14 protein-coding genes are annotated in these 16,275 nt (G+C 63.1%); 4 read left to right on the top strand and 10 right to left on the bottom strand.

Going from position 1 to position 16,275, the window contains the following annotated elements; all coding sequences use genetic code 11:
* The first annotated feature begins 3 nt into the window (after positions 1–3).
* The 4 genes from mgtE to LLH00_04415 all read left to right on the top strand — a co-directional run bounded on the left by mgtE (position 4) and on the right by LLH00_04415 (position 4,260).
* Entirely contained in the window at positions 4–1,389 is a 1,386-nt protein-coding gene (gene mgtE, locus LLH00_04430; GenBank protein MCE5270510.1) for a magnesium transporter, read from the top strand.
* A 44-nt stretch (positions 1,390–1,433) separates the two neighbouring features.
* Complete coding sequence (gene recO / locus LLH00_04425) at positions 1,434–2,237, top strand: DNA repair protein RecO (GenBank protein ID MCE5270509.1); 804 nt, start codon at positions 1,434–1,436, stop codon at positions 2,235–2,237.
* A 9-nt stretch (positions 2,238–2,246) separates the two neighbouring features.
* A complete protein-coding gene (locus LLH00_04420; GenBank protein MCE5270508.1) occupies positions 2,247–2,642 on the top strand; it encodes a hypothetical protein in 396 nt (131 codons plus the stop codon).
* A gap of 127 nt (positions 2,643–2,769) precedes the next feature.
* Positions 2,770–4,260 (top strand): SUMF1/EgtB/PvdO family nonheme iron enzyme, encoded by a 1,491-nt coding sequence (locus LLH00_04415; protein MCE5270507.1) that lies wholly within the window; start codon positions 2,770–2,772, stop codon positions 4,258–4,260.
* A gap of 85 nt (positions 4,261–4,345) precedes the next feature.
* Here LLH00_04415 and LLH00_04410 read toward each other — a convergent pair whose 3' ends face one another.
* The 10 genes from LLH00_04410 to LLH00_04365 all read right to left on the bottom strand — a co-directional run bounded on the left by LLH00_04410 (position 4,346) and on the right by LLH00_04365 (position 16,273).
* Positions 4,346–5,758 (bottom strand): peptidoglycan DD-metalloendopeptidase family protein, encoded by a 1,413-nt coding sequence (locus tag LLH00_04410; GenBank protein ID MCE5270506.1) that lies wholly within the window; start codon positions 5,756–5,758, stop codon positions 4,346–4,348.
* Between the two features lie 143 nt (positions 5,759–5,901).
* A complete protein-coding gene (locus tag LLH00_04405) occupies positions 5,902–6,456 on the bottom strand; it encodes a DUF4416 family protein (protein ID MCE5270505.1) in 555 nt (184 codons plus the stop codon).
* 72 nt (positions 6,457–6,528) lie between these two features.
* The gene (gene ftsZ / locus LLH00_04400) at positions 6,529–7,749 is read right to left on the bottom strand and encodes a cell division protein FtsZ (protein MCE5270504.1); all 1,221 of its coding nucleotides are present in this window, start codon (positions 7,747–7,749) and stop codon (positions 6,529–6,531) included.
* Positions 7,750–7,823: 74 nt separating this feature from the next.
* Positions 7,824–9,053 carry a cell division protein FtsA gene (ftsA, locus tag LLH00_04395; GenBank protein MCE5270503.1) on the bottom strand — a complete coding sequence of 410 codons (1,230 nt, stop codon included), beginning with the start codon at positions 9,051–9,053 and terminating at the stop codon, positions 7,824–7,826.
* 116 nt (positions 9,054–9,169) lie between these two features.
* Entirely contained in the window at positions 9,170–9,886 is a 717-nt protein-coding gene (locus tag LLH00_04390) for an FtsQ-type POTRA domain-containing protein (protein ID MCE5270502.1), read from the bottom strand.
* Between the two features lie 125 nt (positions 9,887–10,011).
* Positions 10,012–10,974, bottom strand: coding sequence for a UDP-N-acetylmuramate dehydrogenase (gene murB, locus LLH00_04385; GenBank protein ID MCE5270501.1), 963 nt, complete (start codon positions 10,972–10,974; stop codon positions 10,012–10,014).
* Complete coding sequence (gene murC / locus LLH00_04380; GenBank protein MCE5270500.1) at positions 10,971–12,365, bottom strand: UDP-N-acetylmuramate--L-alanine ligase; 1,395 nt, start codon at positions 12,363–12,365, stop codon at positions 10,971–10,973. Before murC ends, murB begins: the two co-directional genes overlap by 4 nt.
* Complete coding sequence (gene ftsW / locus LLH00_04375) at positions 12,362–13,498, bottom strand: putative lipid II flippase FtsW (GenBank protein ID MCE5270499.1); 1,137 nt, start codon at positions 13,496–13,498, stop codon at positions 12,362–12,364. Before ftsW ends, murC begins: the two co-directional genes overlap by 4 nt.
* Entirely contained in the window at positions 13,488–14,897 is a 1,410-nt protein-coding gene (murD, locus tag LLH00_04370; GenBank protein MCE5270498.1) for a UDP-N-acetylmuramoyl-L-alanine--D-glutamate ligase, read from the bottom strand. Before murD ends, ftsW begins: the two co-directional genes overlap by 11 nt.
* On the bottom strand, positions 14,894–16,273 hold the full coding sequence (locus tag LLH00_04365) for a UDP-N-acetylmuramoyl-tripeptide--D-alanyl-D-alanine ligase (GenBank protein MCE5270497.1): 1,380 nt from the start codon (positions 16,271–16,273) through the stop codon (positions 14,894–14,896). The genes murD and LLH00_04365 overlap by 4 nt, the downstream gene beginning before the upstream one ends.
* Between the last annotated feature and the right edge of the window lie 2 nt (positions 16,274–16,275).

The following is a 16,275-nucleotide window of genomic DNA, read 5'->3' as shown; positions in this document are numbered from 1 at the left end:
AGCGTGAGCGAAGACAAGGGCCTCGACAGCCAGGAGCAGTACGCCGAGGGACAGCAGCCTCTTACTCTCGAAGAGGTGCGTGAACTGCTCGAAGCGGGCGAGACGGGCCTGGCCAGCTTGGTCGAGGCGGTGCAGTCCGAGCACCCGGCCGACCTGGCCGACCTGGTCGAGCGGATGGATGAGGACGAGCGCAAGCTGTTCTTCAACCTTCTGCCGGCGGAAATCGCCTCCGAGACCCTGGCCGAGACGCGCGAGGAGGACCAGGAGGAGCTGATCCGCAATCTGGATGACCAGGCCCTGTTCGAGCTGTTCGAGGAACTGAGCGATGACGACGCCACCGACATCGTGCAGGAGCTGTCCGAAAAGGAGGCCGCCCGCGTCCTCAGCGTGATCGACAAGGAAGACCGCGAGGACATCCAGACCCTGATGACTTACGCCGACGACACGGCCGGCGGAGTCATGACCAGCGAGCTGGTCTCGGTCGAGACCGGGCTGTCCGCGGCCGAGGCCATCGAGCGGGTGCGGCGGCTGGGCCAGGAGATACAGTTCTTCACCGTGTACGTGGTGGACAGCGAGAACATACTGCGCGGCACCCTGGCGACCACCGACCTTATCCTGGCCGACCCCGGGGCGAAAATCGCCGACATCATGGACACCGACATAGTGAGCGTCTCACCGGAGATGGACCAGGAACAGGTGGCCCACCTGCTGTCGCGCTACAACCTGGTCTCCATCGCGGTGGTGGACAGCCAGGGGCGTCTGTTGGGACGGGTCACAGTGGATGACGTGATCGACATCATGGAAGAGGAGGCGACCGAGGACATTTTCCGCATGAGCGGCGTCAACGAGGACGAGAGCGTCGAAAAGCTGGGCGTGTTCCAGTCCGTGCGCTACCGCCTGCCCTGGCTCGTGCTCAACCTCGGTTTCACCCTGGTCTCGGCCCACATCATCAAGCTGTTCATCGGAGTGCTCGAACGCGAGGTGGTCCTGGCGATGTTCCTGCCGGTGGTGGCGGGGATCGGCGGCAACACCAGCACACAGAGCCTGGCCGTGACCCTGCGCCGCCTGATCCTGCGTGAGATGGAGGGGCGCAAGAAAATCGTGGTGATGAGCGAGGCTGCGGTGGCGCTGCTCAACGGCCTGGCGATCAGCCTGGTGATCGGGGCTTTTGTCTGGTTCACCCAGTCCAACGCCCAACTGGCGCTGATCGTGGGCTCGGCGGCCTGGACCGCCATGACCATGGCCGGCACCCTGGGGGCGATCTGGCCCCTGATGCTGCGCGCCCTGGGTTTCGACCCCGCGGTCTCCTCCACGTTCATCACCAACATTACGGACATTATCAGCTTTTTCCTCATCCTCGGTCTGAGCGCGATGTTCCTGCTGCACTGAGACCGGTGGTGTACAGAACCCGGACTTGGGCACAGAGGCGCGTGATGCAGCCGCTCAAGCAGGATGCCATAGTGCTCGGCGGGGTCGACTACAGCGACACCAGCCGGGTGATCTGGGTGCTGACCCCGGACGCTGGACGCCAGAGCCTGATGGTCAAGGGGGCCCGACGTCCGCGCAGCAAGTTCCAGGGTTGCCTCGAAACGTTCAGCCGGGTGAGCCTGATCTACCGCAAAGCGGCCCACGGCGCCATGCCCACCTTGCGCGAGGCCGACCCGCTGGCCCAGCGTCCCGGGCTGCGCGAGAGCCTGGAGGCGTTCCTGGCCGCCTCCGAGGCGGTGGAGGCGATCAAGTCTTTCAGCGAGCCGGACCAGGAAAGCACCGCGCTGTTCGGCCTGCTGGATGAGTTTCTGGTCCTGTGCGACCTGCACGGCCGCGAGCACGATTTCCTGCGCCTGGCGCGCCTGGCGTTCCGCTGGCGTCTGGCCGCGGTGCTGGGGCTGGAGCCGCAGCTTGTCGAGTGTGTTCGCTGCGGACAGCCCCACGGGCGGCGCAGCCGCTACCGTTTCGTGATCGCCGAGGGCGGGCTGCTCTGCCCGGAGTGCGAACCCTCCCGCCAGGACCAGGACTATGCCCCTGAGGGCGGCCTGGATTACGCGGGCTTGCGTTTCCTGTACCGCAGCCTGCGCCGTCTGCCCGCCGGGCCGGATGACCTGCAACAGGCCCCGGACGAGGACAGCCTCAGGGAACTGGAACGCTTGGCCCGCCGTTATTTCGCCTACCATGTGGGCGAGTTGCCTGCCGCCCGGGAGGGCCTGTCCTGGAACGGGCCATCCACCGGCGGCGCCTGAGGAGGAGATTTGTTCAACCCGCTTAAAAACGCGTTCGTGGCCCGGCACTACCGGACTTTCATTTTCAGTCTGGTGCTGATCAATACGGCGCTGATCTTTTTCCTGATCGTGTACATCTGGTCCTACGGTTCGGAGAGTGCCACCGGCCGCTGGGCCGCCACGGGCACACTCAGCCGGCGGGCGGTGCAGCCTGCGGTGGTGGTGGCCGAAAGCGAGACCGCCTGGAGCGAGCCGGGCGGGGCCGGGGCCGGGGCGGTCAGCCGGGGCGTGCTGGAGCGCGGCCTGAGCGTGGACATCGTGGACAGCACCCGTCAGGACGGCCAGCTGTGGTACTGCCTCACCTGGAACGAGGGACGAGGCTGGGTGCCGGCCGGGGCGGTGCGTTTCATCCAGGCGGCGCGGTGAATATAACGACAGAACGCCAAGTGATAGCTTCAAAAGTGACAGGGTGGATAGACCGATTTACTATTTAAAATGAGATAAATGCAATCAAGACAACAAGGTGGTGCGTGTAAATTAATTGAAGGTTGCGATGAAAAAATTGTTGTTAATAATTATATTGATATTAGGGGCGGTATTGTTTCTTCTGGGATGGGATAAATACACAAGTCCGGAATATTCTTTGGGTGAGGTTATAAGTGCCATTAAAAATCATGATGTCACCCAATTTAATAAATATGTAGATATTGATGGGGTGGTTGAAAGCGCTATAAATCAACTATTGAGAGGGCGAGACAAAAACAGTGTTGTGCTAAATCAACGGGAAGAAACAGGACCGAATATTGATAAAGGGCTGCTTGATATAATGCGGCCACAACTTGTCAATGACTTGAAGAGACAATTGATTGACCAGGTTGAAACCGGGAGCTTTGAAAGCGATGATACAAGTTCCTGTTTTTCTGAGACGCCACTGCTGTATGGCGTTGATGTAAAGGATGTATTGAATTGTATAAAATTCGTGAAACAAGAAGGAAGCATAGCATATGTTGGAGTCGATGTGTCTTTGGGCAGTGCTGACGACGTGTTTGTTGTTAATCTGAAAATGAGAGACAGGGGTGTTTACTGGCAATTAGTCGAGATTGTTAATATTGATAAAGTATTGATAAAGAAGCGATCTATTGACAATGCAAGAGCTGTGGAATTGGATGAGAAGGAATTCCTTAAGATAAAAGAATCAAAAGATGTAAATGTTTTAAAAGGGTACCTCAATGCGCATGCTGGTGGATTGTATGTAACAAAAGTGCGCGAGATGATAGAGGAAGTGTTGTATGAAAAGCTTTCGGATAGCAGCTCGATTGAGGATATGAAAAAATATCTGAATGAGTGTCCTCGATGCGTTCATGAACAAGAGGTGCGAGCGGCTCTGGGTCGAAAAATTGAGATAAATATAACAGAACCAATGGGAATTAAAATGGTAAGTATCCCGGCGGGCGATTTTATGACTTTAGATCGCAGCAATTTCGTTCCATTCACAAAAGTGAGTGGTTTTAAGATGAGTACGACGGAAATTACAATTCAACAGTTCAGAGTATTTGCAAAAGATGTCAATTATCCTCATGGCGAGTGGAATGACCAGTATCCATACATTTCAAATGAGCAGCCAGTGGTATTTGTGTCATATCAAGACGCGACAGCATACTGTGATTGGCTCAGTCAAAGAACAGGATTATATTTTCGACTTCCGTTTGCATATGAATGGGAATATGCCTGTAGAGCGGGTTCGGATACAAAATATTTTAGCGGTGATGAAGAATTAAATTTAAGTGAAACAGATTGGTATAAAGGGAATAGTTCCGGGAAAACGCATATGGTGGCATCGCGTAAGGCGAACAAGTGGGGTCTTTATGATATGCATGGAAATGTAAGAGAATGGTGTTCGGCTGACATTCATGGTGTAGCGCCGATAGCTGCAGGCGGAAGTTGGATGTCTGAAGCGAATTATTGTGTTTCTTTTCGACGTGATAAGTATGATAATAACACAAAATTTGGAAGTATCGGCTTCCGTGTGGTAAGAGAATATTGAAAAGCAGGATGATAAAAAATATGAAGGCCGGTCCAATTGCTGGACCGGCCTCTTTCATTTCCAGGTCTCGTTCACGCCGGCTGGATTATTCATCCTCCAGCTTGCTGGCTCCCGCGGCGGCCGAATTGGCCGGGCCGGCGGCCAGGCTGGGCTCGGGCGGGCCGTAGGGCGAGCCGATGTGATCCATACGGTGGACCATTTCGTCGCGGTGCGATTTGTAGGCGCTCAGCACCGACTTGTCGATCGGGTCGCCGTTGGGGATATCCACCTTGAGCGGATCGACCGGGGTGCCGTTCCTGAAGAAGCGGAAATCCAGGTGCGGGCCGGTGGCGAGCCCGGTGCTGCCCACCAGGCCGATCACCTGCCCCTGGCGGACAGTGGTGCCGCTATGCACCAGTATTTTCTGCAGGTGGCCGTAACCGGTGGCGTACATGCCGTTATGCTTGAGCAGGATGAAATTGCCGAACCCGCCCTTGCGGCCGGAGAACGTCACCCGTCCGTCGCCCAGGGCCAGCACGGGGGTCCCGGCCGGGGCGGCGTAGTCCACGCCCAGGTGCGGACGGCGGATCTTGAGGATCGGGTGGAAACGGCTGTAGGTGAAACGGCTGCTGATCCGGGGCATGTACTTGAAGGGGGACTTGAGGAACTTGCGGCGCATGCTCAGGCCATCCAGATCGAAATAGTCCTGGCTGCCGTCCTTGTTCGTGTAACGGATCGCGTAGAAGTCGCGTCCCGCGCTCTGGTAGACCGCGGCGAAAATTTCGCCCACCTTCGCGGTTCCCTTGGGGTGCACCTTTTCCTCGTAGATCAGCTTGAACCGGTCACCCTTCTGCACGTCACTGTGGAAATCGATCTGCCAGGCGAAAATCTCGCTCAGGCGCATGGCCAGCTCGGGCTGCCCGGCCACGTCCACCACGCTCTGATAAAGAGAATTCTCGATCGTGCCGCTGACCTCGCGCTCGCGCACCTGGTACTCGGTCTCCACCAACTCGGCGTTCCAGTCCACTTCCGCCATGGTGTCGGCGCAGGTCAGGCGCAGCGTGCGGTCGGGGTCGATCTCGTACTCCAGGGCGGCGAGCTTTTCGTTCTGGAAGATGAACTTGATCTCGCGTCCCACCACCACGCGGTTCAGGTTGTACAGCGGACGGGCGCACTGGATCATCTGGAGCATGCGGTCGTAGTCGATGCCGTTGCGGCGCAACAGGGTCTCGAACGTGTCTCCCACCCGCACTTTGTCCAGGGTGCTGATCGGCTCGACCAGCCAGCGGATGATGGAGGATGAATCCCGGGCGGCGTGCGGCCCGCCGCTGGAATCGAGGTCGGAGTTGTCGAACTGGATTTCCGGGGAGGGATCGAAATAGAGGTTGAGCGTATAGAGAGCGGCCAGGCTGGCGGCCAATACAGTGGCATAGCGGCGTATTTTCTGTCTGCGGCCGGCAGGGGTCCGTGCTGGCCCCTCGGCGCTGCCACGCGCGGGGGTATCCTTAAAATCTTGCATGGGCATTCAATCTCGATTTGAATTGAAACTTATCCGTGGAGGCGACCCCGCGGCAGCTGCCGTGGGACGCGGATTTGTCTGATTGTTGTGCCTTGGCGGCTGGCCGAAAATATACAGCGTGCCGGTTAAATGCAAGATTATACTCAAAAGTTGCAGCCTGTCAAGATCGTGAGCTGCTTAAAATAAATTTTTCGAACTTTACCGAAGAAATCCAAAGCCAGTTCTGTGCGGTAGTCAGGATAAGTCCAATCAAGGCTTTCCAGCCTTCCGGCCCGCACGAGCAGGGTCACCTCGGCGAACACCCTCCGCCCGATGGCGATGCGGTGCGAGTAGTTCTTGGTCGAGGCCAGCACGAGTTTGGCATCCGACCAGTAGCCCGGGTCCACGTTCACCCGCCGTCCTCCGCCGGGGCGGGAGCCGCGTAGACGCTCACAGGCCGCGGTCCGGCGCTTGAGCGGGGCCAGGAATTCCGGAAGACTTAGGCGGCTGAAACTCACAAATCTCTTGACAAGAGGCCCGCCCATCTCCCGGCGGTAGTAGTCCGAAAAATCGAAAAGATAATCCGGGCTGCTCAGGTCCACCGGGCCGAGTTCCTGGGTCAGGTTTGCCACCGCCGCGTCCAGCAGCTCCGGCTCGGCGGACATGACCGCGGCCACGGGTTTGACCAGCCTGGGGATGCGAATCTTTCTGCCGGCCATCTCGACGCTTCCCGGCGGGGGGCCGCCCGGTAGAGATTGCACCGGACGGCCGTTTCAGTCAAAGAGACCTTTTCAGTCGATCTGGCGACGGATGAAAGTCGGTATCTCCAGTTCCTCGTAAGTCAGCGGGTTCGGCTTGCCGGGCGCGGTCGGGATCGGCTTCGACGCCTGGGGCTTGTCGCCGCGCAGCATGGAGCTGCTGCGCCCCGAGACCACGAACGAGCCCGAGCCCGACAGGTCATCGCCGATGGCGCGGTCGATGGCGCGCTCGATCTCGATCACGTTGTTCAGGGGCTTTTCCGCCACCATGCGCTCGGGGACGGCCTGCTCCTCCTCGCGGCCGAAGCCGGTGGCGATCACGGTCACGCGCACCTGGCCGTTCATCGACTCGTCGATCATCGCGCCGAAAATGATGTTGGCATCCTCGCCCGCGGCCTCGTATATCACGTTGTTGGCGTCGTTCACCTCGTGCAGGGTCAGGTCGCTGCCGCCGGTGATGTTGACCAGCACGCCGCGCGCACCCTTGATGTGCACGTCCTCCAGCAGCGGCGAGCTGATCGCCTCCTGGGCCGCCTCGGCCGCGCGGTACTCGCCGCTGGCGAAACCGGTGCCCATCAGGGCGTCGCCCATGCCCGACATGATCGTCTTCACGTCCGCGAAGTCCAGGTTCACCAGGGCCGGGGTGGTGATCAGCTCGCTGATTCCCTGGCAGGCGTAGAGCAGGATGTTGTCGGCGATCTTCAGGGCTTCCTCGAAGGTGGTGTTCTTGCCCACCAGGCCCAGAAGGCGCTGGTTGGGCACGATGATGATCGTGTCGACGTGCTTGCGCAGCTCGGCGATGCCCAGCTCGGCCTGCTTGATACGTTTGCGGCCCTCGAAAATGAAGGGCTTGGTCACGACTCCGATGGTCAGCGCGCCCAGCTCACGGGCGATCTCGGATACCACCGGGGCCGCCCCAGTGCCGGTGCCGCCGCCCATTCCGGCGGTGATGAACACCATGTCCGAGCCCTCCAGCATGCTGGCCAGCTCATCACGGTCCTCCTCCATGGCCGCCTTGCCCACCTCGGGGCGAGCGCCCGCGCCCAGGCCCTTGGTGAGCTGCTTGCCGATCTGCACCTTGTAGGGGGCGCGGCTGATCGAGAGGGCCTGGACATCGGTATTGGCCGCGACGAAGTCGACGCCTTTCATTTGCGAGTCGATCATGTGATTGATCGCGTTTCCGCCGGCGCCGCCCACTCCCACCACCGCTATCCGGGCCATCTGGTCCGCAAGATCGGTCAGTTCAAATTTCATTTTTCCTCTCCCCCCGCTACGCTGCGGGTTGCCGGTTTATGGGTCTCAGATTCGACACCTGTTGTATATTCTTTTTACCAGAGGTCGTTGAGCCAGTTTTTCATGCGGTCGACGACCTTGTTGAAAACGTTGCTCTCATCGCCCTGGAAGCGTCCCTCGCCCGGCTGCTGCTGCGCGCCAAAAAGCACCAGCCCCACGCCGGTAGCGAACTTGGGATCGTCGATCATGTTGGTCAGGCCGGTCACACCTCCGGGCTTGCCCACACGCACCGGCAGCTTGGTCACGTCCTCGCACAGCTCCACGATGCCCTTGAGCCCGCTGGTCCCTCCGGTGAGCACGATCCCCGCGGCCAGGAGGTCGTTGTACTCCTCGATCTCGCGGAACGCCAGACCCAGGATTTCCTCCATGCGCGGCTGGATGATCGAGGCCAGCAACTGGCGCGACACCTGGCGCTCACTCTGAGTCGAGGCGCTGGGCACTGAGATCATCTCATCCGCGTTGACCATCGAGGCCACCGCACAGCCGAATTTCTCTTTCAGCTCGCGGGCCTTGTGCGCCGGAGTGCGCAGGCCGATGGCGATATCGTTGGTCAGGTTGTCGCCGGCCAGGCCCAGCACGCTGGTGTGGCGGATGCTGCCGCGCGAGAACAGGGCGATGTCGCTGGTGCCTCCGCCGATGTCGATCAGGGCCACACCCAGGTCTTTCTCGTCCTCGGTGAGCACGGCGTAGCTGGAGGCCAGCGGTTCGAGCACCAGGTCGTAGACCTCGAACCCGGCGCGGTGGATGCTTTTTACAATATTCTGCGCGCTGGTGACCGCGCCGGTGACTATGTGCACCTCCACCTCGAGGCGCACGCCGCTCATGCCGACCGGGTCGCGGATGCCGCGCTGGTCATCGACTATGAACTCCTGGGGGATGACGTGGATCACCTCGCGCTCAATCGGGATGTGCGCGGCCTGGGCCGCCTCGACCACCCGGCGCACGTCCTCCTGGGTGATGTCGGTGTGCTCGCGCGAGACCGCGATTATACCCTTGGAGTTGATCGAGCGGATGTGGTCGCCGGCGATCCCGGCGTAGACCCCGCGCACCTCGACCCCGGCCATCAGCTCGGCCTCCTCGATGGCCTTGGTGATCGACTGCACGGTTTTCTCGATGTTGACCACCACGCCGCGCCGCAGGCCCTCGCTGCGCGAGGTGCCCACGCCGACCAGCTTGAGCGCCCCCTCCTCGGTCGGCTCGGCGATCATGGCGCAGATCTTGGTGGTGCCTATATCCAGCCCCACGATTATGTTGTCTTTGGCCATCAGTCCTCCCGGACGGCCGGCGTGATGTTGCGGCTTTTATCCCCCGCGCGGGCGGCCGGCCGTTAACTCGACGCGAAGGTCCAACCTTTGACTGTATTTTTTCCGTTATCGGCGGATCAGATGCCTTTGGTGTCCTTGACTATTATCTGGCCGTCGAAGCTCAGGTCCACCTCGCGCGGACCGGCCTCGCCGCCCTCGGCCAGACGGGCCATCATCCACTTGAGGTAGCGCACCGTCTCGGGACGGACCCATTTGCCGATCACCACCTGCACGCCATCGTTCAGGGTCACCAGGGTGATCTTGCCCTCGGAGTTCACCGTGAACTCGCTGATAAGCGGCAGCATCTCGGGCGCGGCGCGACGGAAAGCCAGGGAGGTCTCCAGCAGCATCCGCCCGTCCTTGTCCAGGCGGTGGCGGCTGTCGCCGGGCTCCAGGTTCTCGAAAGCGGCCTTCCGCGGGGTGAGAAGCGGCAGCTTGGCGCAGGCCGCGGGGTCGTTGAGCGGCAGGACATAGCCCTCGTTGTCCACGGGCAGAAGCTCGCCGCAGTTGAGCATGGCCACCGGCTCACGCTCGGTCACCACCACCTTGACCCGGTCCGGGAAACGCCGGTGCAGGCTGACATCCTTGATCAGGGGGTGACGGCGCAGGACCGCCTCTGCCCCGGTGAACCCGCCCAGCATGCTGCGTCCCAGAAGGGCCTCGCGGCTCAGGGCCAGCAGTTCGCCGGCCGGTATCCGTCGGGTGGGCTCCACGCTCACCTCGCGCACCGAGAAATAGTGCGACAGGTCACAGCGCTCGGCCCCGTAGCAGGAAAGCCCGGTCAGAGCGAGCAACAGAAGCAGTTTGAGTCCCCTGGCGCCGCGTCTCCGTCCTGATGCGCTCCGGCGACGGTTCCGGACCGATCTTCTCCCGACTGTCATCGCACCCCTCGCAGCATTGAATGTTTAGTGTCCCAGAATCAATTCTTTACGATGGAGACCGCATAAGGGGTGAGGTCTCCCAGTTCTTCCGCTGTGAATCCCAGCAGGCGGACCTCCGGCTCCAGGGTGATCCCGGACTGACTGCGCACGGTGTCGCGCACCAGCTTGATCAGGGCCAGGATGTCCAGAGCGGCGGCGCCGCGGTCGTTCTCGATGAAATTGGCGTGCTTGGGGCTGACCCGCGCTCCGCCGATCTGAGTCCCCTTGAGCCCGGCCGCGTCGATCAGCTTCGCGGCGATCATCCCCTCCGGGTTCTTGAACGTGGAGCCGAAAGTACGGCTGTTCCACGGGTGTTTCTGTTTTCTCTGGCTCGACAGCTCTGTCGCCCGTATGGCTTGGGAGGCCGGGTCGCCGCCGGGGCCGCGCCGGAAATCGAGCCGCGTGATCACGCCGGCCTCCGGGGCCAGGCTGCGGCGGTAGCCGCGGCTTAGCGCGGCGGCCGGGTATTTTTTCAGCTCGCCCCGGCCGTTCATCAGGTAGAGGCTTTCCACCAGGTCGCCCAGCTCTTTCACATGCGTGCCGGCGTTCATCGCGGCCGCGCCGCCCACCGAGCCGGGCACTCCGCTCAGTTCCTCGAACCCGGGGAACCCGCCCTGCACGGCCAGACGGACCAGACGCGCCAGCGGCGCCGCGGCCCCGCAGACCAGGCGCTCACCGCTCAGGGCCAGCCTCCGGAAACCGCCGCCCAGGCGGACTATCACCCCGGGGAAATCCCGGTCGCTCACCAGAAGGTTCGAGCCTCCGCCCAGGATGAACCAGGGGGCGGCCCCCAGGGCGAGCAGAAGGTTGCGCAGGGCGGACAGGCTTTCCACCTGGGCGAACCAGCGCGCCGCGCCCCCAGCGCCGATAGTGGTCAGGCGTTTCAGGGGATAGCCCTCGCGCAGGGAGAGGCCCTTGACCCCGGTCAGACCGGCCAGGCTTATGTCCCGGCTTTCGCTCAAGCCTTGCTCTCTCCCAGGAGGGTCAGCACCTGCTCGCCCACCTTGTAGATATCGCCCGCGCCCAGGGTCACGATCATATCTCCTGGCTGGGAAAGCCGCACCACGGCCTCGGCCAGGGCCTCGCGCTCCGGCGCGTACAGCACCTGCCTGTGCCCGTAGTTGCGGGCCGCCTCGGCCACGCTCTCGGCGCTCACTCCGGGGATGGGTTTCTCCCGCGCCCCGTAGATCGCAGTGACTACCAGAATGTCCGAATGCATGAACGAGCGGCCGAACTCCTCGACCTGGTCGCGGGTGCGGCTGTACAGGTGCGGCTGGAACACAGCCACGATCCGGCGGTTCCAGGCCTTTTTCAGCCCCTCCAGGGTGGCCCGCACCTCGGTGGGGTGATGGGCATAGTCATCCACCACCATCCGGCCGGCGGCCTCGCCTTTCACCTCGGAGCGGCGGTGCACGCCGCTGAAAGCGGCCAACCCCTCCGACATCCTGCCGAAATCGAGGCCCAGTTCCAGGCCCACGCCCAGGGCGGCCAGGGCGTTCTTCACGTTGTGCTCGCCCGGCACCTGGAGGTGCAGCTCGCCCAGCTCTGCGCCGTGGCTGTAGACCCGGCAGTGGGTGCCGCCCTCCTGGTGCACGATGTCGCGGTGCTGGAGGTCGGCCTGGGCCGAGCCGCCGTAGGTGACCAGGCGGCGCTCCAGGCGCGGGATGATCGATACGGCCAGCGGGTCATCCAGGCAGGTGACCAGCGCGCCGTAGAACGGGACCTTGTTGGCGAACTCCACGAAAGCGTCCTTCAGCTCGTCCAGACTGTTGTAGCAGTCCATATGCTCGCGGTCGATATTGGTGATTATGGCCACCGAGGGGGTGAGGCGCAGGAAGCTGCGGTCGAACTCATCCGCCTCGGCCACCAGTATGTCTCCCGCACCGCTGCGGGCGTTGCGGCCCAGCGAGCGCAGGCGCCCGCCCACGATCACCGTGGGGTCGAGGCCGGCATGCTCCAGCATCTGGCCGATCATCGAGGTGGTGGTGGTCTTGCCGTGGGTGCCGGCCACCGCGATGCCGTATTTCATGCGCATCAGCTCGGCCAGCATCTCGGCCCGGCGGATCACCGGGATATGCCGCTCGCGGGCGGCGACCTGCTCCACATTGTCGCGGTCCACGGCCGAGGAGATGACCACTACATCGGCCCCCTCCACCTGCTCGGCGCGGTGGCCGATCCAGACCCTCGCCCCGAGCTGGATCAGGCGGTCGGTGGTGGCGCTGCGGGCCATGTCGCTGCCCGAGACCGTGAACCCGGCCTCCAGCAGTATCTCGGCGATGCCGCACATGCCTGTGCCGCCGATACCCACCATGTGAATGTTTTTCACCCGCCTGAACATGTCGAGCTGGGTCATGCCGGTTCTCCCTCGGTGCTGCGGCTGATGTTGTTCAGTATCCCGATGGCCCAGAAGCTGGTGAAAAGGCTCGTGCCGCCGAAACTCAGGAACGGCAGGGTCAGACCGGTGGTCGGGGCCAGGCCGGTGGCCACGGCCAGGTTTATCAGGGCCGAAAACAGGAGCGACAGGGTCAGCCCGCCGGCCAGCAGGAACCCATAGAGGTCGGGCGCGCCCCGGGCGATCCGTATGCCCACGAAAGCCAGCCAGCAGAACGCCGCGATCACCAGCGCGCCTCCCACGAACCCCAGTTCCTCGCCGATGATAGAAAAGATGAAATCCGTGTGCGCGGCGGGCAGGAAGAAATATTTCTGCCGGCTCTGGCCCAGGCCCACTCCGGCCAGCCCGCCCGAGCCCAGGGCCAGCTTGCTCTGGTAGGCCTGGTAGCCGCCGCCGCTCTTGTCGTCCTCGCCCATGATGAAGCTGCTGATACGCTCGCTGCGGTAGCCCACTTTCATGACGAACTTGTAGGTGACGAACGGGGTCAGGCAGACCCCGAGCAGCAGGAGGTGGGTCAGGCGTATGCCGCCGACATAGCCCAGGATGATCGACAGGCTGAACACCACCAGGGCCATGCTCAGGTCCGGCTGCTTGACTATGAGCAGGCAGAAAAAGCCCACTATCAGAAGATAGGGGACAAACCCGCCCGAGAACCGTCCGATCCGGTTGTTGCGGGCCACAAGGAACCCGGCCGCCCAGCAGATCAGGAAGAATTTCACCAGCTCCGAGGGCTGGAAAGTCAGCGAGCCCAGATGGACCCAGCGCCGCGCCCCGCCGATGATCGGGGCGATCGAGTAGGTGCCCGGGATCAGGCAGATCAGCATCAGGAAAAGCGACACCAGCAGGGCCACCAGGCTGATCCGGCGCATCAGGTGATAGTCCAGGCGCGAGGCGACCAGCATGATCACCAGGCCGACCAGTGTGCGCAGGGCCTGTTTCTGGAAATAGGCGTAGCTGGAAAGGTGCTCGGCCTGGGCGCTGATACTGGTGGCGCTCAGGACCATGACCATTCCGGTCAGGGCCAGCATGATGGAGATGACCACGGCCTGTCCGCCGAGACGGCGGCTGTCGGTCGGTTCGCCCTTACGAAGCATCCGCCACGATCCTCCTGATTGCCTCGCGGAAACGGTCGCCACGCTGCTCGAAATCGGTGAACATGTCGAAACTGGCGCAGCCCGGCGACAGCATCACCGTGTCCCCGGGGCCGGAGAAAGTCCAGGCCGCCTTGACCGCGGCCTCCAGGCTGTCGGCCCGCGAGACCGGCGCCAGGCCGCCCAGGTCCTGGTGGATCAGGTCGGCGGCCTCGCCGATCAGGATCAGGCGCTTGACCTTGGCGCGCACCTCGGCGGCCAGAGACTTGTATGGCGCGCCCTTGTGGCGGCCGCCCATTATGAGGATGACCGAGCCGGCGTAGCTTTCCAGGGCCCGCTGGACCGAATCCACCGTGGTGGCCTTGGAATCGTTGACCCAGGTGACGCCCTCGGACTTGACCACTATTTCCAGACGGTGAGGCAGGCCGACGAAAGAGGGCACGCCCTTGCGGATACTGGCCGGGTCCAGGCCCAGGGCGGTCACCGTGGCCGCGGCGGCCAGCAGGTTTTCCTGGTTGTGGCGGCCCGGCAGCGGGAATTTGTTCAGCGAGATCACCTCCACCGCCCGATGGTCCCGTCCCCGCACGAAAAGGCTGCCCTCGAAGCTGAACGCCAGGCTTCCCACGCGCTCCTTGAACCCGAACCAGGCCGGCTGCATCCCGCCCACCAGCGAGGCCCACTCCGCGGTCTCCGGCTGGTCGGCGTTGAAAATCGCCGTGTCGCCCGGGCCCATGATGTCGAACAGGCGCAGCTTGGCCGAATAGTAGTCGCGCACCTCGGCGTAGCGGTCGAGGTGGTCCGGGGAAAGGTTGAGCAACGCACCCACCCGCGGGCGGAACGTGCGGATGGTGTGGAGCTGGTAGCTGCTGATCTCGGCCACGATCACTTTCTCGTCTTTCAGCTCGCTGATCGCGCGGCAGAAAGCGTAGCCGATATTGCCGGCCACCTTGCAGTGCACTCCGGCGGTGTTCAGCAGGTGCCCGACCAGGGCCGTGGTGGTGCTCTTGCCGTTGGTGCCGGTCACCGCGGCCACGGGCAGGGGGCAGAACCAGTAGCCGATTTCCACCTCGCCGAACAGCGGGATGCCGTAGAGGATGGGCTCGGTAAGCAGGCCCTTGGTCTCGTCGATCCCGGGGCTGACCACGATGAATTTCGAGGCGGCCAGACGTTTGAGGTCGTGACGGCCCAGTTCGACCTCCACGCCCAGGCCGGACAGGGCGGCGCACTCGGTTTCGAGCTTCGGGGTGCGGGCGCTGTCGGACAGGTAGACCTCGTAGCCCTTTTCGGCCAGCAGGCGGGCGGCGGCCTGTCCACTGCGGGCGGCCCCCAGCACCGATACGCTCGCCGGAGGTGGAATCAAGGGTTCGTGCTCGTTGGGTTCGGGCAGCTTCCAGTTGTTCATACGAACTCCTGTTCTATGGCGCGGAGCACCGTTTCCAGACGCATTCCCCGGCTGGCTTTGAGCAGGACCAGATCCCCAGGCCGGAGAAATTCCCTGAGCGCCGTCCAGGCGGTGTCGCTGTCGGTTGCGGCCAGGACCCGGTCACGCTGTCCGCCGGCCTGAATAAAAGATTCTTTCATTTCTTGCGCGTACTTCCCGACGAAAAGGGCCAGGTCCAGCTCCCGTGCGGCTGCATCCCTCGCCACGCGCGCGTGCAGGTCGCCCGAGAGGTGGCCCAGCTCCAGCATTTCGCCCAGCACGGCCAGACGGCGGCCGGTGTGCTCGATCTGCTCCAGGGTGTTCAGGGCCTCGGTCACGCTGGAGGGATTGGCGTTGTAGCAGTCGTTGAGCACCTTGAGCGCGCCGACATGGAGCATCTGCATGCGCATGCCCAGGGCCTCGGCGGCCTCCAGGCCCGCGCGAATCCCCTCGTAGTCCATCCCGAAAGCCTTGCCCACCGCGGCGGCGGCCAGGGCGTTGAGCACATTGTGGCGGCCGGGGATTCCCAGCCTGACCCGGCAGGCCCCGTCCAGGCTGAAACCCGCCCGGGCCTGATCATCCAGCGAGATTTCGGTGGCGCGCGTTTCGGCGGCCTCGCCCAGCCCGAACCCCAGGGCGTCCGGGAAACGCTGCGGCACGGCCCCGGCCAGGCGCGGGTCATCGCTGTTGTAGAGGCGCCAGCCGGCCGGGACGGTCTGCTCGAACAGCTCCAGCTTGGCATCCCGCACGCCCTCGACACTGCCGAAGCCCTCCAGGTGCGCCGGGGCGATATTGGTCACCACCGCGGCATCCGGAGCGGCCAGGCCGGCCAGATGGCGAATCTCGCCCGGGTGGTTCGCTCCCATCTCGGCCACCAGGACCTGGGTCTCGGGCTCCAGGCTCAGGAGCGTGAGCGGCACCCCGATATGGTTGTTCAGGTTGCCCGGCGTGGCCTGGGTGCGGAAAGCGCGCCCCAGGACCGCGGCGATCATCTGCTTGGTCGTGCTCTTGCCGTTGGAGCCGGTCACGCCGACGACGCGGCAGCCGCTCATCCGGCGGCGGTGCCAGGCGGCCAGACGCTGAAGGGCCTCCAGGCTGTCCTTGACCCGGAAACACTGGAGACCGTCGGGAAGCTCCTCCGCTCCCGGCCCGACAATCGCCCCGGCTGCTCCGGCCGCGGCCGCCGCGGCCACGAACCGGTTGCCGTCGAAACGCTCTCCGGCCAGGGCCACGAACAGTGTGCCGCTGCAATCGGCGCGGCTGTCGGTGGCCACCCGCGCGTACCCGCGCTGTCCCTCCGGTCCGCAAAGGACCGCCCAGGGGAGGGCTGAGCGTATGTCAGCGGTCGTCAGGAGCATCG

This window comes from bacterium (assembly GCA_021372515.1).
In the GTDB taxonomy this organism is placed as follows: Bacteria; Gemmatimonadota; Glassbacteria; order GWA2-58-10; family GWA2-58-10; genus JAJFUG01.
This window is presented reverse-complemented; position numbering and strand designations above follow the sequence as displayed.